Consider the following 22,304-nt stretch of genomic DNA (forward strand, 5'->3'; position numbering starts at 1 on the left):
CACCCGGCGCCTCGGCCGGCACGAGACACCGCCGGTGAAACTCATTACAGTGCCCAACCATGGACCACGACCTGCGGCTCCACGTCCTGGGCGGCTTTCGCGCCGAGTTGGCGGAGGCGGGAGGCGACGCGACGGCGGTCGTCGTGGACGAGGAGCGCTGGACCCGCTCCAGCGCCCGGCACCTGGTCAAGCTGCTGGCCCTGAGTGAAGGAACGTCACTGCACCGCGATCGGGTGCAGCGCCTGCTGTGGCCGAGCGCCGGCCGGCAGGCCGCCCAGGTCAGCCTGCGCGTCGCCCTGCACGCCGCCCGCCGTGCCCTCGAACCGGGCCTGCCGCCCCGCGCCGCCTCCTCCTACCTCGTCGTCCAGGACGGCATGGTCCAGCTGGTCCCGGAACGGACCCGGGTCGACCTGCACGAGGTCCGTGCGGCGGCCAACGCGGCCCTGGCCGGGCCGCCCACCACGACGGCCCTGGCCGCCGCGCTGGCCGCGCTCGACCGGCCGTTGCTGCCCGAAGACCGCGACACCCCCTGGACGGCCCCGGCCCGCAGGGACCAGCAGGAGCTGCTGCGCCGGCTCGCGACCGCGCTGGCCGACCTCTTCCGCGACGGCGGGGAGCCGGCCCGCGGGGTCGAGCCGCTGGCGGCGGCCCTGGCCGCCGACCCCCTGGACGAAGGGCTGCACCGCCGGCTCATCCGGCTCCACCTCGACCTCGGGCGGCGCCGCGAGGCCATCCGCCAGTACCACGCCTGCCGCGCCGCGTTGCGCGCCGAACTGGGCGTCGACCCCGACGTCTCGACCCGCGCACTCTTCCAGGAGGCGGTCTCCGCACCGCAGGACAGCGTCTTCCAGGGGCTTGCCGCCGCCCTGCCGTCCGCCCTGGAATCGCCGCCGCCGACCCCGCTGTTCGGGAGGGTCCGCGCGCTGCGGCTGCTCACCGCCGACCCCGCGGGCACGGTCGGGCGACTCACCCTGGTCAGTGGCGAGACCGGCGTCGGCAAGACCAGGCTGGTCGCCGAGGCGGCCAGGGCCGCCGCCGCGAAGGGCTCGGTCGTGCTGTGGGCGGCCGGCGAGGAGGGCGCGCGCGACGAGCCGTACCGCACGGTGGCCGCCGCGCTCGACGACTTCGTGACCGGATGCCCGCCGCGCGTCCGCGAAGCCCTCGCCGTGCAGTACCCCGACCTGGCGGAACTGCTGCCGGGCTTCGGGGGCGGTGTCCCGCCGCTGACCCGGGGCCCCGACGACCCGCACGTCGGCACCCCGCAGGAGCGCAGGGACAGGCTGCGCGCCGACACGGCGGCGCTCCTCACCGACCTGGCCGCGAACCGCCCGGTGCTGGTCGTCCTCGACGACCTGCACACCGCGGACGGGCCCTCACTGGAGCTCGTGGCCCATCTGCTGCGCCGGACCGCGGGGCGCCCGGTGCGCTTCCTCGGCACCTACCAGGAGCCCGAGGCGGGCGGCGACCTGGAGCGGTTCGTCCGGGCCACCAGCGCCGCGGGCACGCTGCGCCAGCTGGAACTGATGAGGCTCAGCCGCGCCGACTGCGACGGGTACGCGACCGCGCTGCTCGGCGCGGCAGCGCCCGGGGCCGGGCCGGACCTGGTCGAGCGGGTCTTCCGGGCCTCGCTCGGCAACCCGCTCTTCGCCCACGAGCTGATCGGCGCCTGGGCGGCGGAGCCGTCGGGATCGGCGGGCGGTTCCACCCACCAGGTGCCCAGCGGCCTGCGTGAACTCGTGGTCGCCCGGGTCGACCGGATCTCGGTCGACGTCCGCCGGGTGCTGGAACTGCTCGCCGCGCTTGGCGGCCACGGCCCGCTGGCCGAACTCCGCGCCAGTGCCGCGCTCCTCGTACCTCCGCTGACCGAGGAGGTACTGCTGACCGCGTTGGACCGCGCTGTCACCACCCGCCTCGTGGAGGACCGCCCGGTCGGCACCGCCGCCGGCTACGCCTTCCGCCACCCGCTGGTCCGCAGGGCCCTGTACCAGCGGCTCTCGGCGGCCCAGCGGCTCCGGTTGCACCGCGCCCTGGCCCTCGCCCTGGAGCGCACCCGCCCGCGGGACGTGGACGCCCTTGCCCGGCACTTCGACCGAGCCGAGCACCCCCGGGCCGCCGACCACCTGCGCAGGGCCGGCGATCGGGCGGCCGCGCTCTACGCGAACGACGCCGCCGAGCAGTACTACGGGCGCCTCGCCGAGCGCCTCGACCAGTCCGGCGACCCTTCAGGAGCAGCGGCGGCCCGGGTGGCCCGGGCCGCGGTGCTGCGCACCGCCGCCCGGTGGGCCGACTCCGCGGCGGCGCTGGCCGCGGCCGAGGGCTGGTACCGCGACGCGGACGACACCGAAGGGCTGGTGCGCACCATCACCGAGGGCGGCCACCTGCACGCGGGCGCCGGCACCCCGGCCCTGGGGCTGGCCGCGCTGCTGGCGGTGAACGACTCGACGGCCTCTGCCGCGGTGCGCGCGGCCCGCCAACTGGTCCTGGGCCGGCTCTACTTCCCGCTCGGCCGGTATCCGGAGCAGCTGGCCGCCGGCGACGCCGCGGTCGCCCTGGGCCGGGAACTGATCGCAACCGGCCATCCAGCCGGGCCCCGGACAGTGATCGACGGGCTGGTCTGCCGGTCGGTGGCTCAACTCGCCGTCGGACAGGCGGCGGACGGTCGGCGCAGCCTCCAGGAGGCCGCCACGCAGGCCGAACCCCTCGGTGACGCCGTGCTGCTGGCCACGGTGCTGGGCAACCTGTCCGAGGCGTGCCGGCGCGACGGAGACCTCACCGGCGCGCTGGTGCACCGTGCCCGCGCGGTCACGCTGGCCGAGCGGATCGGTGCCCCCTCCCGGCTCGCCTTCCAGTTGGCGAACCTCGCCAACCTGCGCCTGCTGACCGGTGACCCCGACGCGGCGGCCGAACACGCGCAAGAGGCCGTCGCCCAGGCCCGCTCCGTCGGTACGTCCTGGTCGCTCGCCTACGCCATGCTCAACCTCGGCGAGGTGCACCTCCGCACGGGCCGTACGGACCAGGCCGAGCAGTACCTGGCCGAGGCCGCGGAGGCCGCCGCGGCCAGTGGCGACGCGCAGGCGGGACTGCGGACCGTCGTCCTGCGCGCGGAAGCGGCGCTTGCCGCCGGCGACCCGGCGCGGGCGGCGGTGCTGCTCGGCCCGTACACCGAAGGGGACGCGGCCGAGCGCGTCAGCCCGCTCGTCGGATGGGCCCGCTTGGAGACCGGGGCGGTGGACGACGCCCTGGCCGCCGCCGCGAAGGGAGTACGGCGCGCCGGCGAACTCCCCGACCGCCCGGCCGAGGTCGACGGCCTGTGGGTGCTGGGGCGCGCCCTACTCGCGGCCGGGCGCCCCGCTGACGCGGCGGCGGAACTGCGCCGGGCCGTCGCCCTCGCCGATGCCATGCCGTACCCGGCGGGCGCGGCCCGCGCACGAACGGAGCTGGCAGCGCTTCAGCGACCGTAGCGACCGTGCACCGCTGGAGTCGTCGCCCCGCGCTGCTCCGTCGGCTGGACGGACCCCGATCCGCCGTCCGGAACCGTGGCGCGGACGCGGCAGCGGCCGGCAGGGCCTGGGGCCGGTCGACGGCGGCGTCCAGGTGGCGGGTCGTCCGGAGTACGGCGGCGGTCAGGAGCAGGCCGGGAGCGCCGGGTCGGTCCTCCCGATACACGGGGGTGGCCGAGTGGAAGACGCGCGCGGGAAACAGTTCCGAAGGACGCCGGCATCGCGGGATTCCGGCCGCCGCACTTCGGCGTCCACCAAGGGAGTGGACCTCCAAATCGGCCGGGACGCCACGGACTTGCGCGGTCTTCGTCATTCTCGTGCAATGTTCTCTTCACGAATGTCTGCTACCAGCGGTGGGCGTTCACATTTTCCTCACCCTCTCACTCCGCCACCCTCGGCAGATCTTCTCCACTTCGCTCCGGCCGCCACCGCGAGTCCCGATTGGCCGGAAATAAAAGAAGGCCGAAATTCGCCACGGCACAGAATCGGCCACCTCGGCGTCCCGCGGCGCGGAAGAAAGCGAAACGCCGGGCGAACCCCCTCGCGACCAGCGGATGACAACGATGCCCAGGTCCGGGAATCGGCCACCCGAAAGCGCCCCCGTCCAGCGCCCGCACCGCGCTGACGTGCGCCGGAGCCGCCGTGGCGGATACGGCAGCGGGGCTGGGACTCATGGGTTCACGCACATGGCTTCCGTAGTACTGTCCCCTGTGCCCAGGCCACCCCGCCGATTTTCTCGGAGGAGAACATGGCCACCACAGGTTCGTTTTCCCCGTGGCATCGCCAAGCCCCTGAGCTCCTGCACGAGTTCCTGCTCGGTGCGAGCGATACCCTCCCCACCAGACCGGCGGTGATCGAAAGCGCCCCCGACGGGGGCCTTCACACGGTCACCTATCGGGAGTTGGCGGCACGCACCGCCGCCAGGACCGAAGAACTCGCCGGCCTCGGAATCGGAGTCGGCGACCGCGTGGCGCTGGAGTCCGACAGCAGTGCCGCCGTCCTCACGTTGCTGATGGCGTGTTCCGCACTCGGCGCGACCTTTCTCCCGCTGAGCCCGCAGTCGCCCGTGGGCCGCCGGCTGACGATCGTCGGCATGACCGGACCGGCGCTGTACCTGCGGTCCGGCGGCGAGGAACCGGCGGGCCTGCCGGCGTCCACCGGCAGCGGCCGCTTCGGCCCGGAGGGGCTGGTCATCGAGCGCGCGCCGGCCCGGCGCGCCCACCACCGCACCGGCGCCGTCTCCACCGACCCCGCCTACGTCGTCTTCACCTCCGGCTCCACCGGCACCCCCAAGGGCGTGGTGATGAGCCACCGCGGGTATCTGGCCTTCTGCCGGGGGATGTTGCGGCACGACATCGTCACCGCCGAGGACCGGGTCGCCAGCACCTCGCCCTTCCAGTTCGACTTCTCCCTGCTGGACGCCGGGCTCGCGCTGGGCAACGGGGCCACGCTGGTGCCGGTACCGCGCGGACTGCTGCGCTGGCCGCGGCGCTTCGCCCGCTTCCTGCGCGAGGCCGGGGCCACCCAGGTCAACGGCGTCCCCTCGATCTGGCGGCCGCTGCTGCGGCACGAGCCGGCGCGGCTGTCCGAACTCGGCGCGGTGCGGGGCATCCTCTTCTCCGGCGAGCGCTTCCCGCTGGAGGATCTGCGGCTGCTGCGCCGCGAGTTGCCCGGGGTGCGGATCGTCAACTGCTTCGGCAGCACCGAGTCCATCGCCTGCACGTTCGCCGACATCCCCGACCCGCTCCCGGCGGACCAGGCGGACATCTCCATCGGTCGGCCGCACGCGGGAGCCGAGATCCTGCTGATCGACGGCGAGGGCCGGCCGGTGGACGAGCCGGGGGCCGTCGGTGAGATCCACCTGCGCAGTCCCGCGCTGTTCACCGGCTACTGGAACGACCCGGCGGCCACCCGCGCCGTCCTGGTGGCCGATCCGCTCGAACCGCGGTCCGGCCAGCTCGTCTACCGCTCGGGTGATCTCGCCTCCCGCGGAGCCGACGGCGAACTGTACTTCCACGGCCGGGCCGACTCGATGGTGAAGATCCGTGGCAACCGCGTGGAGCTGGGGGCGGTGGAGCACCGGCTGCGCGCGTTCCCCTCGGTGGAGGCCGCCGCCGTGCTGGTGGTGCCGCGCGCCGGGGACGCGGCCGATCCCGTGCTGACCGCCTTCGTCGTACCGGAGCCCGCCGCCGGCTGGGACCCCGATCAGCTACGGGAGTTCTGCGGGAAGGAACTGCCCGACTACATGGTCCCCGACGAGCTGAGAGCCATCGACCGCCTGCCGCTCAACCCCAACGGCAAGGTCGACCGGGCCCGGTTGCTGGCACTGGCGCTGCCCGGGAAGGAGCGGACGGTGTGACGCGGATCGAACTGACCGGCGCGCGCGGGATATCGCCCAACCTGGCGCTGGACGAGCAGGTCCGGGAGCGCCGGCGGCGCGGCGACACCGTGGTGCACCTGGGATTCGGCGAGTCGCGGCTGCCGGTGTTCCCGCCGCTGGTCGAGCGGCTGGCCGCGGGCGCGGGCCGCAACGCCTACGGCCCGGTCCGCGGCGACCTCGCGGCCCGGCGGGCCGTGGCCGGGTACTTCACCCGCCGCCGCGTGCCGACCGAACCGGACCAGGTGGTGCTCGCTCCCGGCAGCAAGCCCCTGCTCGCGGCGGTGCAGATGACCGTCCGGGGCGACACCCTGCTGCCGCGCCCCTGCTGGAACACGTATCCCCCGCAGGCGCTGCTGGCCGGGAAGGCGGTCTTCCAGGTGCCGATCCCCGCCGGCTGCGGCGGGGTGCCGGAACCGTCGGCCCTGACGCGGACCATCGCGCGGGCGCGGGAGGACGGCCGGGACCCGCGCATCCTGGTGCTGGCACTGCCGGACAACCCCACCGGGACGGCGGCGCCCGCCGCGCTGGTCCGCGAACTGTGCGCGATCGCCCGGGAGGAGGACCTGCTGATCGTCTCGGACGAGATCTACCGCGACCTCCTGCACGATCCGCGGCAGCCCTTCCTCAGCCCGGCCGAGGTCGCTCCGGAGCGCACGGTGGTGACCACCGGGCTGAGCAAGAACCTGGCCCTGGGCGGCTGGCGGATCGGCGCGGCCCGGTTCCCCGAGAGCACCTGGGGGACGGCGCTGCGCGACGCGGTGGCCTCCTTCGCCAGCGAGGTCTGGTCCACCCTGGCCGGTCCGATGCAGGAGGTGGCCGCCTACGCGTTCGCCGAACCCCCCGAACTGCGCGCCCACCTGGCCGAGGCCGCCCGGCTGCACGGAGCGCTGGCCGGTGCCGTCCACCGGATCGTCCGCGCGGCCGGCGCCGAGTGCCGCAGACCCGACGCCGGCTTCTACGTCTACCCGGACTTCGAACCGCGCCGGGAGGCCCTGGCCGCCCGGGGCGTCACCGACTCCGCCACCCTGCAGGACCGCCTGCTCGACGCGCACGGCATCGCCGTCCTCGGCGGCCACCACCACGGCGACGAACCGGGAGCGCTCCGCTTCCGGGCGGCCACCAGCATGCTCTACGGCGAGACCCCCGAGGAGCAGTCCGCGGCCCTGCACAGCCCCGATCCGCTCGTACTGCCCCATGTCTCGCGGCTCCTGGCCGCGATCGAAGAGGGGTTCGGCAAGCTCTGCGGCTGAGCCGCCCCCGACCGGAAGGAATGACCGCACGGTGCCCCCGAGCAACGCAAGCGTTCCGCCGACCACGGACAGCCCGCCCCGGTTCCATGCCGTCACCTCCAGACACCTGGACGACCTGACCGCCCGCGCCGGCCTGAGCCCCGACCAGCGCCTGGGCGTGCGGGCGGTGGCCGAGGTGCTGCCCTTCCGGGCCAACAGCCATGTCGTGGACGAGCTGATCGACTGGTCCGCGGCCCCCGACGACCCGATCTACCGCCTGGTCTTCCCGCAGGAGGACATGCTGCCGGCCGAGGACGTGGCCAGGATCGCGGACCTGCTGCGCAGCGGGGCGCCACGCCGGCAGATCCAGACGATCGCCCACCAGGTGCGGATGCGGCTGAACCCCCACCCCGCCGGCCAGTTGGAGCTCAACCACCCGGTGGTGGACGGTCGGCAACTGGCCGGAATCCAGCACAAGTACCGCGAGACGCTGCTGTTCTTCCCCCGCCAGGGCCAGACCTGCCATGCCTACTGCACCTACTGCTTCCGCTGGGCGCAGTTCGTCGGCGAGCCGGAGCTGCGGATGGCGGCCGACAGCGACGAACTGGTCCTGGTGGACTACCTGCGCGCGCACCCGGACATCACCAACGTGCTCTTCACCGGCGGCGATTCGATGATCCCCAGCGCGGCGGTGCTGAGACGCTACGTCGAGCCGCTGCTCGCGCTGGACCAGATAGAGTCCATCCGGCTGGGCACCAAGGCGCTGTCGTTCTGGCCGCGGAAGTTCCTCACCGATCCGGACGCCGAGGATCTGCTGCGGCTGTTCGAGGAGGTCGTGGCGGCCGGCAAGAACCTGGCGCTGATGGCCCACTTCTCCCACCCGCGCGAGCTGGAACCGCCGGTGGTGGCGCAGGCGGTGGCCCGGTTGCGCGGCACGGGGGCGGTGATCCGCACCCAGGCGCCGCTGATCCGCTCGATCAACGACGACCCGCGGGTGTGGGAGTCGATGTGGCGCGCCCAGGTGCGGCTCGGGATGATTCCGTACTACATGTTCGTGGAGCGGGACACCGGTCCGGTGGACTACTTCGCGGTGCCGCTGGCCCGGGCCTACGACATCTTCCGGGACGCCTACGCCTCGGTCTCCGGCCTCGCCCGGACCGTACGGGGGCCGTCCATGTCGGCCACCGCGGGCAAGGTCTGCGTGGACGGGGTGGTCGATCTCCTCGGCCAGAAGGTCTTCGCCCTACACATGATCCAGGCCCGCGATCCGGCCCTGGTCGGCCGGCCGTTCTACGCCGCGTACGACCCCGCGGCGATCTGGCTCGCCGACCTCAAGCCCGCCTTCGCCGACCGGTTCCCCTTCGACGCCGACGACGCGGCGGAGGAGTCGCTGTGACCGCGCCCCCGGAGATCCGAGCCGAACTGCTGGACTGCTTCCAGAGCAACCTCGCGGTGCTGGCCGACAGGTACCACGGCGCCGGGACCCACCTGCGGCTGGGCGCCGCGCTGCGCCTGCGCACCCGCCCCGGTCCGCACGGCCTGCCCACCGTCGAGCCCTCCCTGGACGAGGCGTTGGCCGACGCCGCGGACCTCCTCGGCCTCGCCCTCGCCCAGAAGTGGCCCGGCGCCGACGGCGACTGGGCGCGATCGCTACGGGAGACGGCGTGGGTGGTCGCGGACGCCTACCACCTGCCCTGGGTGCCCTACCACGGGCAGCGCCACATCGAGCACAGCTTTCTGGCCGAACCCGACGGCGACGGCACCCTGGCGGTGACCGACGCCTACCACAACGACACTCCGTGGGGCGCGGCGCGCCCGACGCGACTGCGCCTCGAACGGGAGGAGCTGGCCGCGGTCCTGGACGCCGGCCCAGGCCGGGCCTTCCAGTTCGCCCCCACGCCCCTCGATCCCGCTCGTCTCGATCCGCCGGAGGAAGAGGTACGGATATCGTCCGCCGGGGCCGACGACTACCTGCGTTCCTACGCCGAGCATCCGGACCGGAAGCTGACGCTGGATCAGTTCACCATGGAGACCTGGCTGCTGGCCCGGTCACGCCGGCTGCGTGCGGCGTATCTGGCCCAGGGGGACGCGGGGACCCCGCAGCACGTGGCGGAGCACCTCGCCCGCTGGGACGGGTTGGTCGAGTACACGTATCTGACCTCCCGCCGCGTCGCCCGGGGCCGGGCGGAGCCACCCGATCTGCTGCCGCGGGCGGCCGAACTCCTGCACGCCGACCGGGAAGTGCTCTCCGGTGGCGACCGGGGGGCGGGCGGCATCGAGGCGGCCGGTGCTGCCGGGGCGGCCGGCGGTGGTCCACCTTCCCCCGAGCAGGTCGCCTCGACGGTGGCCGGGATCGTCGGGCGGGTCCTCGGCATACGGGACGTGCCCGCGCCCGACGCCGACCTGACCGGACTGCCCGCCTTCAACTCCCTGCGCATGCTGGAGATCGTCGACGGCCTGGAGGAGGGCTTCGCCATCGAGTTCGGCCCGGGGGACCTCCTCCCCGAACGACTGCACCGCATCGTCGACCTGTGCGAACTGGTCGAGCGACGGCTCAATGGCGGCGCCGGGTGAGCCCGGCGTCCACACCGACCGAGAAGGGTGCCCGCGCCGTGATGGACGAACGCTTCACCGGGATACTCCGGCCTTTCCTCCCCCACCTGGCCGACCGGCCGATCACCCCGGACACCCGGCTGCGGGAGGCCGGGCTGACCTCCATGCAGTCGATCGAGCTGCTGCTCGCCCTGGAGGACGAGCTGGGCGTCGAACTGCCCGACGAGGCGCTGGTCGAGAAGACCTTCAGCACGGCCGGCGCGCTGTGGTCGGCGGTCGCGGCACAGGAGGGCGGCGCCGATGTCTGAGTCCGCGCGTCCCCGCCCGGCGGCCGGCGGCCGCTTCGCCCGGCAGACCGATCAGGCCCGCGCGGTGGCCGAGAAGTACGCCCAGCAGACCGACGCGGCGGCCGAGTTCCCGGTCGCGGTGCTCGACGAGCTGCGGGCCGGCGGGCTGCTCGGGCTGATGGTCCCCACCGAGTACGGCGGCCTGGGCGGCACCCTGGACGAACTGCTGGACGTGAGCATCGCGCTGGGCCGCACCGACCTGTCCGCGGCTCTGATCTTCGCGATGCACTGCCAGCAGGTGGCCTGCGTGGTCACCCACGCCGCCCCGCCGCTCGCCGAGGAGTTGCTGCCGCAGATCGCGGCCGGGCGGATGTACCTGGCGTCGGTGACCACGGAACCGGGCAAGGGCGGCCATCTGCTCACCGCGGGCGCCCAACTCTCCGCGGACGAAGGGCGGTCCGGGCACCTGGAACTCGACCGGTTCGCGCCGATCGTGACCGGCGGGGCGTACGCCGACGGCTTCCTGATCAGCATGCGCGCTCCCGAGGCGCCCTCCGCCGACGCGGTCTCCCTGGTCTTCGCCCGCCGCGACCAGCTGGAGATCACCGCCTCCGGAGAGTGGGACCCGCTCGGGATGCGGGCCAGCCACAGCGTGGCCCTGCGGCTGACCGGCAGCATCCCGGGACACCAAGTCGTCGGCGAGCACGGCGAGTTCCGCGCGGTGGTGCTCCAGACCCTCGGTCCGCTGGCGCACCTGGGCTGGTCGGCCTGCTGGCTCGGCACGGCCGCGGGGGCGCTGTCCCGGGTGCTGCGGATGCTGCGGGAGTCCGCCCGGGGCAAGGACGGCAAGGACGGCCGGCTCGAGTCGGAGCTGCTGCTGAGCCGGCTCTCCCGGGCCCGGCAGCGGCTGGACACCGTCCACGCGCTGCTGCGCCACACCGCCGCCGTGGTCACCGCCGCCGCCGAGGGCGGCACCGATGTCTCGCTGCCCCGCAACCAGTTGCTGATCAACAGCCTCAAGCTGACCGCCTCCGAGGAGTGCCATCGCGCCGTGGAGGACCTGATCGACGCCGTCGGTCTGCGGCACGGCTATCTCAGGAACTCGCCCACCCGCCTGGAGAAGGCGTTGCGCGATCTGCGCTCCGCACCGCTCAACTACAGCAACGACCGTCTCCACCAGGCGGACGGCGTCCTCGCCCTGCTCGACGCGGGGGTGTCCTTTGCCTGACGTGCCTGACGCCCGCGCCGCCGCTGTTCCCCCGGGCGCCGCGCCCCCGGCCCCCGATCTCCCCGTCCCCGATACCCCAACCGCCGTTCCCCCAAAGGCCGTTACCCCGGCCCGCGTCCACCGGCTCCTCAAGGAGTTCGCAGACGCCGGGGAGTTCCGGCGGCTCTACCCGCACCCCGCACCTGGCCGGCTCGACCCGGTCGTGCTCAGGGAACTGCTGGCCGCCGCCGACGCCGAGGGGGCGCTGGGCCCGGTGCTCTCGCTCTGCGTCCACCTGGCGTCGGCGGTGCCGCTGCTCGCCGCGGGCTCCCGCTCGAAGACGACCGCCGCGTGCCTGGAGGCGGCGCTGCGCGGCGAGCGGCTGGTCGCCCTGGCCGCCACGGACGAGGGCGCGGGCTCCGACCTGGCGGCGCTCACCACCACGGTCCGCACGCGTCCCGACGGGCTGGTGGTCGACGGCACCAAGCGCTGGGTGACCTCGGCGACCACCGCCGGCGACGCCCTGGTCCTGGCCCGCCGGTCGCCCGGGCGGCACTTCACCAACTTCACCTGGGTCCTGGTGCCCCTGGACGCTCCGGGGGTCACGGCCGAGCCCGCGGACACCGAGCTGTTCGCCGGCTCCGGGGTCGGCCATCTCCGCTTCTCCGACGTCCGGTTGACGACGGACCACCTGGTGGGGCGGCAGGGCCGCGGCATGGCGGCCTTCGCCCAGCACATCGCGGTGGAGCGGCTGGCCTCCGCGGGCTGGGCGATCGACCTGTGCCGCAGGATCATCGCCGACACCGACCGGCGGCTGGGCAGCCGCATCGTCGAGGACACGGCGCTGCGCCGGCGGTCCGGCGTCCGCCAGCGCCTGGCCGAGTGCGCGGTCCGCGTCGCCGGGCTGCACGCCCTGTGGACGCAGCTGCGGGACCGGATCGCCGACGAGCGGGACGGCACCGCGGCCGCCCTCCTCAAGGCCGCGTCGGGGGCGACGGTGGACCATGTGCTCGCGGAGTGCGCGCGGTTGCAGGGCGCCGACGGCTTCGCACGGGGCGGGGCGCAGGCGCTGCGCGCCGAGGCGGCGATCTTCGGCATCGGCGGCGGCACCACCGAGGTGACCCTGGACATCGTCGCCGAGCGTCTGGACGCCGTGTTGGACGGGCTGACGCCATGACCGTACCGCCGCCGGCCACGGGGCCGGGCCTGCGGCTCGAAGCCGCCCCGGGCATCTGGGTCGCCCTCCACGAGAGGCGGGGCGCCTGCCACGACGAGGAGCGGTTCGACCGCCACCAGGAGCCCGCGCCGCACGTGCCTCCGACCCGGGAGGATCTGGCCGCGGCCGACGGCCTTCCGCCGTGGCGGGCCGCCGAACTGCTCGCGGGCCGAGGGCTGTTGCGTGCCCTGCTCCGGGCGCGGTACCCGGAGGCCGCCGGCGCGCCCGTCGTCTACGAGCCGGGTGGCCGCCCCGCCCTGGCCGGCCGGCCCCGGATCGGCATCAGCATCAGCCACGACCGGGGGGCCGTCGCCGTCTGCGCGGCACTGGACCGCGCGGTCGGCGTCGACGTCCAGCACGTCCCGGCGGAGGTCCGGCCCGCCCTGCTGCGGCGCTGCACCCAGGGCCGCGCCGAGGAGTGGGCCCGGCTGCCGGCCGAGCGCCGGACCACCGAGTTCGCCTGGCTGTGGACGGTCCAGGAGGCGTGCGTCAAGGCCGAGGGCAGCGGCTTCGCCGGGCGGCCCTGGCGGGTCCGGGTCCGCCCGGCGGCGCGGGCCGGCAGCTGGGGCCGCTACTGCTGGGTGTCGCTGCGCGACCGGACATCCCTCCCCCTGAGCGTCGCCTACGGCGCACCGGCCCCGTTCCCCATCGAGCCCGCGGAGCAGCAGCCATGACCCCACAGCGCGGCATGTACGGGTGGTTCGCCGACACCGCGCGCCGCCATCCCGCCGCGGTGGCCCTGGAAGTCGGCGGCCGGCCCTGGAGTTACGCCGAACTCGGCGACCTGGCAGGCCGGTTGGCCGAAGCGCTGCACGCGGCGGACCCCGGCCGGCCGCTGCGGCGGATCGGGCTGCTGGCCTCCCGTACCCCGCACGCCTACGCGGGCTATCTGGCCGTCCAGCGGCTGGGCGCGAGCGTGGTGCCGCTCAACCCGGCCTTCCCGGCGGCCCGCAACGCGGCCATCGCCAAGGCGGCCGGGCTCGATCTGGTCCTCGCCCAACCCGACTACGGCACAGCGGAGTTGGGCGCCCGGCTGCTCTCGCCCGACCTCGGTTCCCTCCCGCCCGCGCGCGCGTTGCCGGCCCTCCCGGCGGGCGCCCGGGGACCGCGGGACATCGGCTACGTCCTGTTCACCTCGGGATCGACCGGCTCCCCCAAGGGCGTCCCGATCCAGCACCGTTCCGTCGACGCCTATCTGAGCCATGTCATCAACCGCTACCAACTGGACGTCGGCGCACGGCTGTCGCAGACCTTCGAGCTCACCTTCGACCTCTCGGTCTTCGACCTCTTCGCGGCCTGGGGATCGGGCGCGACGCTGGTGGTGCCGGGCCCCGACGACGTCCTGGCACCCGCCCGCTTCGTCGCCCGCGAACGGCTGACCCACTGGTTCTCCGTGCCCTCGGTCATCTCCTTCGCCCGGCGGCTGCGGGCGCTGGCCCCGGACAGCATGCCGTCACTGCGCTGGAGCCTGTTCTGCGGCGAGACGCTCACCCTCGCCCAGGCGAGCGCGTGGCAGCGGGCCGCGCCGAACAGCGTGCTGGAGAACCTCTACGGCCCCACCGAACTCACCCTCAGCTGCACCGAGTTCCGGATGCCCGCACCGGGCACTCCCGCCGCCGGCACCGGCACTCCCGCCGGCAGCACGCCCGCCGCCGGGCCGGGCGGCGCCGTACCGATCGGCACCCTCTACCCCGGCCTGGAGCACCTGGTCGTCGACGAGGACGGCCGCGAGGCCGACGAGGGAGAGCTGTGCGTACGAGGCGTCCAGCGCTTCCCGGGCTATCTCGACCCCCAGGACAACATCGGGCGCTTCCTGCGCCGGGAGCAGGGGTGTACCACCGTGGTCGAACGGGCCGATCCCCCCTCCGACGACCTCTGGTACCGCACCGGGGACCGGGTGCGCCGGAGCCCGGACGGGCTGGTCCACCTGGGCCGGCTCGACCACCAGATCAAGATCCGCGGCTACCGCGTCGAACTCGGCGAGATCGAGGCGGCGTTGCGCGCGCTACCGGGCGTCAACGAGGCGGTCGTGCTGTCACTCGACGGCGCCGCCGGACAGGAGCGGCTCGCAGCCGCCTGCACCGCGCAGTCCGGCGCCCGGCTCGACCCGGACACCCTGCTGGCGGGGCTACGGGAGCGGTTGCCCGCCTATATGGTGCCGGTGACCGTCAGCGTCCGTCGTTCCTTCCCCTACAACACCAACGGAAAGATCGACCGTACGGCGCTACGCGAGGCGCTGGCGCGGAACCCCTGATGAGCGCGATGAGGAAAGGCCCCGCCATGAACGTGGAGCCCGGCGCGACCACCCGGCGAGCCGCCGCACCGGCGGACGTAGCGGAGGGCGCCGATCGAGCGAGAGTGCCGGGGAGCGTGTCGGCCGTGGCGGGGGTGGTGGTCTTCTCGCTGACCTTCCCGACCACCGCCTGGGCCCTGGAGGGCATGGGCCCCTGGACGGTGACCACCGTGCGCGCCGTGCTGGCCGCGCTGATCGCGGGCGGCTGCCTGCTGGCCCGGCGCGTCCCCCTCCCCCGGCGCGCGCACTGGGCCGGACTGGCCACCGTGGCGGGCGGGTTGATCGTCGGATACCCGCTGCTGACCACGCTGGCGCTACAGACCACCACCTCCACCCACGCCGCGGTGATCGCCGGGCTCCTGCCGCTGACCACGGCCGTCTACGGCACCGCGCGGACCGGGGTCAGGCCGCCGCCGGTGTTCTGGGCCGCCGCGCTGACCGGGGCGGCGGTGGTCGTCGGGTTCGCGTTCCAGCAGGGCGGCGGGACGTTCTCGGCGGCGGACCTGTACCTGTTCGCGTCACTGCTGGTCGCCGCGGCGGCGTACACCGAGGGCGGGCTGCTGGCCCGGGCCATGCCGGGCTGGCAGGTGATCGCCTGGGCCCTGGTGATCTGCCTGCCGCTCACGGCCGCCGGCTCGGTGGCCGCCCTGCTCGTCGACCATCCGCACCCCACCGCGCGCTCGCTGATCGGCCTGATCTGGCTGGGCGCCGGGGCGCAGTTCCTCGGCCCGCTGGTCTGGTACCGCGGGATCGCGGCCATCGGCATCACCCGGGCCAGCCAGATCCTGCTCTCCCAGCCGCTGCTCACCCTGATCTGGTCGGTTCCGATGCTGGGCGAGCGCCCGCCGGTGATCGCGGCCGTCGCCGCGGTCGCGGTGCTGGTGTGCATCGCCGTCACCCAGCGGGCCGGCCGATGAGCGAAGAACCCGGGCTGCTCATGACCCTGGGCCGGCGCAGCGGCCCGCTGGACACCGTGCTGATCCACCCCGCCGGCGGCGGGCTCGGCCAGTACCTCCGCCTGGCCCGGCGACTGGCCCGGCACGGCACGGTCTACGGCATCCGCGCCGCGGGCCTGCTGCCCGGCGAGCGCCCGGAGCGGAGCGTCCCACGGATGGCGGCCGCCTACCGGGAACTCCTCGACCGGCTGCCCCGACCACCCGCCCTGCTCGCCGGCTGGTCGCTCGGCGGCATCCTCGCCTGGGAGCTGGCCGCACAGGCCGCTGCCGCGGGGAACGCCGGGGACACTCCGCCGCCCGCCGTCGTCATGATCGACAGCCACCCCGAACTGGAACCGGACAACGCGCTGCTGCGCTCCCACCCACTCGACAGCATCGAACACTCCGTCAGCGGGCTGTCCTCGGGCTTCGAACCGGCGCTGCTGCGCTCCACCGCCGCCGCCCATCTCACCGCCGCACGAACCCATCGCGTCCGACAGCCCAGCGACACCCCCACACTCCTGCTCGCTTGCGCGAGCCCCGACCGCGAGGCGCAGATCGCCCGCTGGCGCTCGCTCGCCACCCGCCTCACCGTCCGGGACCTGAACTGCGGCCACTTCGAGATCTTCACCCCACCCCACCAGGACGAACTGCTGGGCCACGTCCAGCCGTTCGTCGACGGTCTCATCGCGGCACGCTGAGCCGCCCGTCCCTTTTGGGGCGGCTCCCGCGCGCTTGACCTCCGGCAGCCGTGAAGCCGTGACAGGCGCCGGGGAACTCGCGGGGCCCGGCATCCCCAACCCCTTCCGCCGGGCGTAGGTCACAGGGTGCGCAGGGCGCCGCCATCGATGTGGATCATGGTGCCGGTGACGTAGGACGCAATCGGCGACAGGATGACCGCGGCAAGGCGGCCGAACTCCTCAGGTGTGCCGTAGCGTCGCAACGGGATTTCGGCGGTCCGTTCGGCGCGGGCCCGCGCCGGATCGTCGTTGGCCGACTCCAGGCTTTTGAGCCGGTCGGTGGCGATCGAGCCGACAACGAAGCCGTTGACCCTGATGCCGCGTGGACCCAGCTCGTCGGCGAGTGTTTTGGCGGCCATAGCGAGCCCCGGGCGCAAGCCGTTGGAGACGCTTATGTTCGGCCAGGGGGATTTCACGGACAACGACAGGACGAATCCGATCGATCCGTCGGACGGGAGTACGGGTGCGGCGGCACGGGCGAGGCGCAACGCACCGAGGAATACCGACTCGAAGGAATCCCGCCACTGCTCATCGGTGATCGTGGTGATCGGGCCGGTGGGCGGCCCGCCCACGCTGATCAGCACGCCGTCCAACCGGCCGAAGTGGCGCAGGGCGGAGGCCACCATCTGCTCCGCCGCCAGGGCGTCCGCGTTGTCAGCGGCCAGGCCCAGCACGTTCTCCGGGCCGCCCAACGCCGCCGCGGCCTCGTCGACCGCGGCCTGGTTGCGTGAGGAGACCACCACCCGAGCGCCCTCACCGACGAGGGCATGGGCGGCGGCGAGGCCGAGTCCCTTGGTCCCACCGGTGATCAGGAAGACTTTGCCGTCAATTCCCAGGTCCATATGACTCCGCCGGCTCCACTGAATCCGCTGTGTTCAGACGCGAGGAGCGCTGGTATTTCCTTCAACGCACCACCGCAGGCCCGGCCCTGACTCTATCCGAGATCCAACACAGCGCGTGCCACCGCTGGATGGCCCCGATCGGCGCCGTCTCGCCTTTGCCGGCCGGTCGGCTCTTCGAGTCGGCGAGCCGTTCGATTTCTTGGTCACGGTGAATGCGGAACGGAGTAGCGCGCCGAGCAGGCCACCGGGTCGAGGGAGCGGTCGGCCGTGTCCATGAGGCGCAGGCACCCCGCGGCGATGCGATCGGCGTCCCGGAACGCCTCACCGACAATGCCCGACACGTCGAGGGAGGTGACCCAGGGCACGAGTTCGGTCGGCGGGCCGTAGCCGAAGCGCCGCGGGTGGGGCGTCCCGTCGGCACGGACGACCGCCACCGTCGCGGTGTCGACGTCGAGCGCTCCGGTGGCGTAGTCCCCCCGGCCGTCCGGGAGGGAGCGCTGGCGGATCTGGCCGGTAGCGGCGAGATGGCGCAGCAGCGGGTCGCTGGTGCGGCGGATGTCGGGCGCCGGCAGGTGGGCCTCGATCAGGCAGCGCGCGACGACCCGGCTGCCGCTCACCGCCGGTGAGTACGCGGCGAACCGCCCGGCGTCCTCGTCGGCCTCGATCAGCATGTGCGGGCCGACCAGGCAGACGGCAGCACTGTCCATCAGGGCCGACAGCTCCTCCAGCCGGGCGCTCTGCGGTCCCTCCGCGCCCACGTTGTCCAGGGAGGCGAAGGTCCCCAGGACGTGGTCGCGGAAGGACCTGCCGCTGATGCGGCCCTCGCGCGCGAGGTCGCGGACCTGCCGCCGCACCGAGCTCAGCGCGCGGCCGACCGCTTCGGGGCGCGCGCCCTCGGGCCGCAGGTCCGTACGCATCAACCGGGCGGCCCACTCGCGGTATTCGCCGGGGCTGCGGAAGGTCAGCCCCGAGGCCGGCCGGACCAGCGCGTCGACGTCGCGCTGGGAGGCGGAGGTGTCGTCGACCGGCACGGGCGCCGCCGGGGCGTTGCGCAGCCGTCCGATCTCGTGCAGGGCCAGCGGCCAGATGTGGCGGCGGAAGTCGATCGGGCCGCTGCCCGCGCTCTCCCGCAGCCGGGCGGCGAGGTCGACGCCCGGCGCGGAGGGCGGCTCGGAGGCCGGCAGGGAGGGCTGCGGGACGCCGCGGCCCGACCCCGCGAACAGCACGGGCTCGCGCCCGGATGCCAGGTAGCGCAGCCGTCCGTTCGCCGCGCGCTCGTAGCGGCCGCCGCGTCCCGTGGTCAGCATCGCCACGTAGTCGAAGAAGTTGAGGCCGAGGCCGCGGATCAGGACCGGCTCGCCGGCGGCGATGCCGTCAAGGTTCACGTCGGCCGGATTCGACGCGGGTACGTGGACCAGGCCCCGGGCCCGGGCCCAGCCGGCGAACCAGTCCTCGCCGGCGTCGGGGAGCATGTCGACGTGGCCCTGGGCGAGGACGACCGCGTCCACGGTCAGCGTCAGCTCCCGGCCGTCGGCCGCGGCGATCCGGACCGCCTGGCAGCCGTTCGGGGCGTCGTCCAGCGCGCGGGCGGTGGCGCGGTGGTCGAAGATCTGCACCCGTGCGGGTGCGCTGCGGCGCACGTGGTCGAAGGCCCAGCGGAGGTAACTGCCGTGGAAGGCGCGGGTGGTGCAGGCCGCGGGGGTCAGCGAACGGGCCTCCGCCGCCGCCTGGGGGTCGGCGGGGACGCTGCCGTCGGCCACGGCGCGGGCCCAGTCCCACAGCGTCGGTCCCGCGGTGGGCCGTGCGGCACGCTCGCCCGGCAGGGGCGGTTCGCCGAACACCGTCACGCGTGCGCAGGGGCTGTTCATCAGCAGCGACCTGCTCTGGTCGCCGCGCCACACCCGCCCCGCGCCCGGCTCGTACGGGTCGATCACATGGAGGTGGACCGGCCGGTCGGACGCGGACGCGGCGAGGCCCGAGCACAGCCGTTGCAGAGCGATCAGGCCCCTCGGTCCCGCCCCCACCAAACCGATGCCGAACGGTTCAACCCGCGTCACGTAGGCTCCTTCGCAACGTCCTCACCCGATGGGGAAGCGTGCTCGGCCGGAGCAGTGTCCGGCAGGCCGGGCGCAGCTCCGGGCCCAGCCCTGGGGGCGGCCTCAGGCCGGCCGCGAAGTGCCCCCTGGTCAATATAATTGACGCCCCGTCATCTCTCCAGCGAGCCTCGCCCCCGCGAGGGCCGGGGGCCCGGGTTTTGGCCACGTCCGGTGACGGGGAATCCGGTTCGCACTTTATAGTGAGCAGCGGTCCGGTTGACTACGACTTCGGGGGCACCGTGGAGGGGGAGGTCTCGCGCCTTTTCGGCGACGGCGCCAAGCGCTATGACGAGGCCCGCTCGCGGCTGGTCCCCCACCTCAACGACTTCTACGGCCTGGCGATCGACGTGGCCGTGCGCGGGCACGGCCCCGCGCCGCGGGTCCTCGACCTCGGCGCCGGTACCGGCCTGTTCAGCGGGGAACTGGCCCTCCCGCTGCCGAACGCCTCCGTCGACCTGGTCGACTCCTCGGCCGCCATGCTGGCCGTCGCCGACCAGATGCTCGACCTCTACGCGGTGGAACGGACGATCTACGAGCAGGATCTGCGGGCGCCGCTGCCGCAGGGGCCGTACGACATCGTGATCTCCGCCCTGGCCATCCACCACCTTCCGCACCCCGACCAGCGCGACCTCTACCGGCGGGTGCGCGAGGTGATGAGGCCGGGCGGCGTGTTCGTCAACGCGGAGCAGGTGGCCGGCGGCACCCCCGCCCTGGACGCGCTGTACGAGGAGACCTGGCACCGCGAGGTGGTCGCGCTCGGCGCGAGCCCGCGGGAGATCGACGAGGCCGTTAAGCGGATGGCCTACGACCTTCCCGCGCCCGTCTCCACGCACCTGAGCTGGCTGGCGGAAGCGGGATTCAGCCAGGTGGACTGCCTCTACAAGAGGTACCGCTTCGCGGTGGTGGCCGGGTGGGTGTGAACGGGACCGGGGACCGGCCGGCGCGCGGGGCCCGGTCGCGGGTGCGCTGACCGGCGGTCAGGCGGTTTCGTCGCGCGCGTCCTCGGTCTCCGTCCCGGGCGCGAGCGGGTCCCCCGGCGGGAAGTCGCCGTCCTCCCAGGAGGCGGTGAGGCAGCGGGCGGCGCGGGCGGCCTGAAGGCGCAGCCGCTCGATGTTGGGCACGATCCGCTGCATGGGGCCGCTCACCGACAGGGCGCCGAGTATCCGTTTGGGGCCGGTCATCACGGCCGCGCTGACACTGGCGACGCCGACTTCGCGTTCGGCGATGCTGTAGGCGGTGCCTTCCAGGCGGATACGGTCGAGTTCCGCTTTGTCGATGTCGCCGAACTGCTGCCAGTCGTCGGACCAGGCGAGCAGGATCTTCGCCCCGGACCCGGCGTTCAGCGCGAGGCGCTCGCCGACGGCGACGGTCTCCCGCAGCCCGGTGGGGCGGTCGACGGCCGCGACGCAGAGGCGCTCGCGGCCCTCGCGCACGTAGAACTGCACGCTCTCGCCGGTCTCCTTGTGGAGGGTGCCCAGCACGTCGCGGACCGTGGTCAGCCACGGCAGGGCGGCGACGGCCGCGGTGCCCCAGGACAGGACGCGGGTGCCGAGCAGGTACTCCCCGGCGCTGGTCCGCTGGACCACGTCGTGCGACTGGAGGGCGGCGGCGATGCGGTAGATCGTGGAACGCGCTATGCCCGTCTCCTGGGCGAGTTCGGCAGGCGAGGAGCCGCCGCCGGCCAGGGCGTCGAGGACCGCGATGACACGGTCCACCATGACGATCCCTGACTCTGTGCTTCGCTGCGTCAATCTGCTCTCCACGAGGACCGTCCGTCGCCTGTCAGTCCTCGGACGCTATCAGGCACTTTACCGGGTGCCTTCGCGGTCGTGCCAGGTCCGGTGGCCGGTGCGGACGCCCCGGGTGGTCCGGGTGGCCCGGTCCCGGGCACCGGTTCCCCCCGGGGCGGCCGCTCGCCGGCCGTGCGCGGCCTACCCCGAGACGGGGTTGCGGAGCACTCCGACTCCGGCGATCCCCACCTCCACCACGTCGCCGTCGTGGAGGGCCGCGCTGCCCTCCGGGGTGCCGGTGAGCAGAACGTCCCCCGGCAGCAGCGTCATCAGGGCGCTGAGGTCCGCGACCAGCTGGTGGACGCTTCGCACCAGGCCGGCGGTCGAACCCGACTGCCGGACTTCGCCGTTGACCCGGGTGGTGATCTCCGCGTGGAGCGGGTCGAGGTCCGTGGTGATCGACGGGCCGAGCGGGCAGAAGCTGTCGAAGCCCTTGGCCGTGGTCCACTGGCCGCCGTCGCTCCCCACGTCCCACGCCGTGACGTCGTTGGCGCAGGTGTAGCCGAAGACGGCCCCGTCGGCCTGCTCAGGGGCGATGTCCCGGCAGACCCGCCCGATGACGACGGCGAGTTCGCCCTCGAAGCGGGTGTCGCGGGAGATCCGCGGCAGGACGACCGGGTCGTTGGGCCCGATCACGGCGGTCGGCGGCTTGAGGTGGACCACGAGGCGGCCGGCCTCCTCGGCGCGGCCGCCGTAGTTCCGGCCGATGACGATGATCTTCCCCGGCTCGGCCGGGGCGAGCAGCAGTTCCTCCTCGAACAGGACCAGTTGTCCCGACTCGGCCGCCACCCCTTCGTGGAGATCGCGCACGATCTCCACGAAGGTCTCCCCCTTCAGCAGGTGGACGGTCCCGGAGGCACGGTCCACCCGCCCGTAGGAGGCGCCCCGCTCGGTGCGCACGCGCACGATCTCCATCAGTGCACCCCCTTCGCGGCCCAGATGCCGGTCGTCGGGTTCCAGTCCAGCACCCGCACCGAGGCAACCAGGCCGGCCTGGGTGAAGGGGTCGGCCGCCAGGACGTCGTCCAGGTCGGACCGGTCGGCGGCGCGGTAGACCAGCAGGCCGCCGTTGACACCGGCCACCGGTCCCGCCGCCAGCAGGACGCCGCGCTCGATCAGTTCCTCCAGGTACGCGCGGTGCTGCGGGACCCAGCCGGCCCGGGCGCCGCGGTCCCCCACGTAGGTGCGCTCCACGACAAAGGTTCCCATCGGTGCTCTCCTTCCACGGTGTGTCGCC

Annotated in this window: 18 protein-coding genes; 13 read left to right on the forward strand and 5 right to left on the reverse strand. The window is 74.1% G+C overall.

Annotation, left to right across the window (positions count from 1 at the left end; all coding sequences use genetic code 11):
- Positions 1-59 precede the first annotated feature (59 nt).
- The 12 genes from OG896_RS05795 (at position 60) to OG896_RS05850 (ending at position 16,301) form a co-directional block, all read left to right on the forward strand.
- Positions 60-3,461, forward strand: a complete 3,402-nt coding sequence (locus OG896_RS05795) for an ATP-binding protein (protein ID WP_329363010.1) — start codon at positions 60-62, stop codon at positions 3,459-3,461.
- Positions 3,462-4,248: 787 nt separating this feature from the next.
- Positions 4,249-5,859 (forward strand): AMP-binding protein, encoded by a 1,611-nt coding sequence (locus tag OG896_RS05800; protein ID WP_329363012.1) that lies wholly within the window; start codon positions 4,249-4,251, stop codon positions 5,857-5,859.
- Entirely contained in the window at positions 5,856-7,130 is a 1,275-nt protein-coding gene (locus OG896_RS05805; protein ID WP_329363014.1) for a pyridoxal phosphate-dependent aminotransferase, read from the forward strand. The genes OG896_RS05800 and OG896_RS05805 overlap by 4 nt, the downstream gene beginning before the upstream one ends.
- Positions 7,131-7,161: 31 nt before the next feature.
- Positions 7,162-8,505: a KamA family radical SAM protein gene (locus OG896_RS05810; RefSeq protein ID WP_329363017.1), complete on the forward strand. Its 1,344-nt coding sequence runs from the start codon at positions 7,162-7,164 to the stop codon at positions 8,503-8,505.
- A complete protein-coding gene (locus OG896_RS05815; RefSeq protein ID WP_329363019.1) occupies positions 8,502-9,683 on the forward strand; it encodes an acyl carrier protein in 1,182 nt (393 codons plus the stop codon). The genes OG896_RS05810 and OG896_RS05815 overlap by 4 nt, the downstream gene beginning before the upstream one ends.
- Before the next feature lie 41 nt (positions 9,684-9,724).
- Positions 9,725-9,970: a phosphopantetheine-binding protein gene (locus OG896_RS05820; protein ID WP_329373736.1), complete on the forward strand. Its 246-nt coding sequence runs from the start codon at positions 9,725-9,727 to the stop codon at positions 9,968-9,970.
- The gene (locus tag OG896_RS05825) at positions 9,963-11,177 is read left to right on the forward strand and encodes an acyl-CoA dehydrogenase family protein (RefSeq protein WP_329363021.1); all 1,215 of its coding nucleotides are present in this window, start codon (positions 9,963-9,965) and stop codon (positions 11,175-11,177) included. The genes OG896_RS05820 and OG896_RS05825 overlap by 8 nt, the downstream gene beginning before the upstream one ends.
- A 1-nt stretch (position 11,178) precedes the next feature.
- Positions 11,179-12,333: an acyl-CoA dehydrogenase family protein gene (locus OG896_RS05830; protein WP_329363023.1), complete on the forward strand. Its 1,155-nt coding sequence runs from the start codon at positions 11,179-11,181 to the stop codon at positions 12,331-12,333.
- Complete coding sequence (locus tag OG896_RS05835; protein WP_329363025.1) at positions 12,330-13,046, forward strand: 4'-phosphopantetheinyl transferase family protein; 717 nt, start codon at positions 12,330-12,332, stop codon at positions 13,044-13,046. Before OG896_RS05830 ends, OG896_RS05835 begins: the two co-directional genes overlap by 4 nt.
- Positions 13,043-14,626: an AMP-binding protein gene (locus OG896_RS05840; RefSeq protein ID WP_329363027.1), complete on the forward strand. Its 1,584-nt coding sequence runs from the start codon at positions 13,043-13,045 to the stop codon at positions 14,624-14,626. The genes OG896_RS05835 and OG896_RS05840 overlap by 4 nt, the downstream gene beginning before the upstream one ends.
- A 26-nt stretch (positions 14,627-14,652) precedes the next feature.
- The gene (locus OG896_RS05845) at positions 14,653-15,582 is read left to right on the forward strand and encodes a DMT family transporter (RefSeq protein WP_329363030.1); all 930 of its coding nucleotides are present in this window, start codon (positions 14,653-14,655) and stop codon (positions 15,580-15,582) included.
- Positions 15,579-16,301 carry an alpha/beta fold hydrolase gene (locus tag OG896_RS05850; protein ID WP_329363032.1) on the forward strand — a complete coding sequence of 241 codons (723 nt, stop codon included), beginning with the start codon at positions 15,579-15,581 and terminating at the stop codon, positions 16,299-16,301. The genes OG896_RS05845 and OG896_RS05850 overlap by 4 nt, the downstream gene beginning before the upstream one ends.
- Before the next feature lie 119 nt (positions 16,302-16,420).
- On the opposite strand, the gene OG896_RS05855 is transcribed toward OG896_RS05850, so the two are convergent.
- Entirely contained in the window at positions 16,421-17,182 is a 762-nt protein-coding gene (locus OG896_RS05855; protein WP_329363034.1) for an SDR family oxidoreductase, read from the reverse strand.
- 203 nt (positions 17,183-17,385) lie between these two features.
- Positions 17,386-19,239, reverse strand: a complete 1,854-nt coding sequence (locus OG896_RS05860; protein WP_329363036.1) for an FAD/NAD(P)-binding protein — start codon at positions 19,237-19,239, stop codon at positions 17,386-17,388.
- 239 nt (positions 19,240-19,478) lie between these two features.
- On the opposite strand from OG896_RS05860, the gene OG896_RS05865 reads away from it, so the two are divergent.
- A complete protein-coding gene (locus tag OG896_RS05865; protein WP_329363038.1) occupies positions 19,479-20,198 on the forward strand; it encodes a class I SAM-dependent methyltransferase in 720 nt (239 codons plus the stop codon).
- Positions 20,199-20,255: 57 nt separating this feature from the next.
- Here the strand turns inward: OG896_RS05865 and OG896_RS05870 are convergent, their stop codons facing one another.
- From OG896_RS05870 to OG896_RS05880, 3 genes are all read right to left on the reverse strand, one after another.
- The gene (locus OG896_RS05870; protein WP_329363040.1) at positions 20,256-20,996 is read right to left on the reverse strand and encodes an IclR family transcriptional regulator; all 741 of its coding nucleotides are present in this window, start codon (positions 20,994-20,996) and stop codon (positions 20,256-20,258) included.
- A gap of 213 nt (positions 20,997-21,209) precedes the next feature.
- Positions 21,210-21,983 (reverse strand): fumarylacetoacetate hydrolase family protein, encoded by a 774-nt coding sequence (locus OG896_RS05875; RefSeq protein WP_329363042.1) that lies wholly within the window; start codon positions 21,981-21,983, stop codon positions 21,210-21,212.
- On the reverse strand, positions 21,983-22,276 hold the full coding sequence (locus OG896_RS05880; protein WP_329363044.1) for a YciI family protein: 294 nt from the start codon (positions 22,274-22,276) through the stop codon (positions 21,983-21,985). Before OG896_RS05880 ends, OG896_RS05875 begins: the two co-directional genes overlap by 1 nt.
- Positions 22,277-22,304: the final 28 nt, after the last annotated feature.

Origin of the sequence: Streptomyces sp. NBC_00669, assembly GCF_036226785.1 — a bacterium.
Lineage (GTDB): Bacteria > Actinomycetota > Actinomycetes > Streptomycetales > Streptomycetaceae > Actinacidiphila.

Excerpts from the sequence above, each read along its gene's own strand:
- OG896_RS05800 (WP_329363012.1), top strand. The coding sequence starts at position 4,249 with ATGGCCACCACAGGTTCGTTTTCCCCGTGGCATCGCCAAGCCCCTGAG.
- OG896_RS05855 (WP_329363034.1), bottom strand. The coding sequence starts at position 17,182 with ATGGACCTGGGAATTGACGGCAAAGTCTTCCTGATCACCGGTGGGACC.
- OG896_RS05840 (WP_329363027.1), top strand. The coding sequence starts at position 13,043 with ATGACCCCACAGCGCGGCATGTACGGGTGGTTCGCCGACACCGCGCGC.
- OG896_RS05870 (WP_329363040.1), bottom strand. The coding sequence starts at position 20,996 with ATGGTGGACCGTGTCATCGCGGTCCTCGACGCCCTGGCCGGCGGCGGC.
- OG896_RS05845 (WP_329363030.1), top strand. The coding sequence starts at position 14,653 with ATGAACGTGGAGCCCGGCGCGACCACCCGGCGAGCCGCCGCACCGGCG.
- OG896_RS05825 (WP_329363021.1), top strand. The coding sequence starts at position 9,963 with ATGTCTGAGTCCGCGCGTCCCCGCCCGGCGGCCGGCGGCCGCTTCGCC.
- OG896_RS05795 (WP_329363010.1), top strand. The coding sequence starts at position 60 with ATGGACCACGACCTGCGGCTCCACGTCCTGGGCGGCTTTCGCGCCGAG.
- OG896_RS05875 (WP_329363042.1), bottom strand. The coding sequence starts at position 21,983 with ATGGAGATCGTGCGCGTGCGCACCGAGCGGGGCGCCTCCTACGGGCGG.
- OG896_RS05820 (WP_329373736.1), top strand. The coding sequence starts at position 9,725 with ATGGACGAACGCTTCACCGGGATACTCCGGCCTTTCCTCCCCCACCTG.
- OG896_RS05835 (WP_329363025.1), top strand. The coding sequence starts at position 12,330 with ATGACCGTACCGCCGCCGGCCACGGGGCCGGGCCTGCGGCTCGAAGCC.
- OG896_RS05880 (WP_329363044.1), bottom strand. The coding sequence starts at position 22,276 with ATGGGAACCTTTGTCGTGGAGCGCACCTACGTGGGGGACCGCGGCGCC.
- OG896_RS05850 (WP_329363032.1), top strand. The coding sequence starts at position 15,579 with ATGAGCGAAGAACCCGGGCTGCTCATGACCCTGGGCCGGCGCAGCGGC.